This is a genomic window from Citrobacter sp. TBCS-14 (assembly GCF_005280805.1).
Classification (GTDB): domain Bacteria; phylum Pseudomonadota; class Gammaproteobacteria; order Enterobacterales; family Enterobacteriaceae; genus Citrobacter; species Citrobacter gillenii.
This window is the reverse complement of sequence record NZ_SZWM01000379.1, coordinates 1-251: the sequence shown is the minus strand read 5'-3', so window position 1 is coordinate 251 and position 251 is coordinate 1. Positions and strand designations below refer to the sequence as shown.

At 55.8% G+C, this 251-nt stretch carries 1 pseudogene; it reads right to left on the bottom strand.

The window, feature by feature from the left end:
* A pseudogene (locus tag FDX22_RS31175) lies at positions 1-251 on the bottom strand (transporter); the annotation flags it as partial.

Here is a 251-nt window from a genome sequence, read left to right as displayed (position 1 = left end):
CGGGATTGCGGTGATAAAAATACCGTAGCCCACCCAGCTCAGACCGTCGCCCTGCGTCAGGGTATGAACAAAATCACCGCCTGACTTCAGACCAACCACCGCGAGGAACAGTACGATACCCAACTCTCGCAACGCCAGGTTCGCGCTGGGAGGCATAAACCAATACAGCTTACCGATACTGCCAATACGCCCCAAAATCAGCGCCATAATCAGTGGTCCACCGGCCAGCCCCAGTTTTAATGCCACCGGGA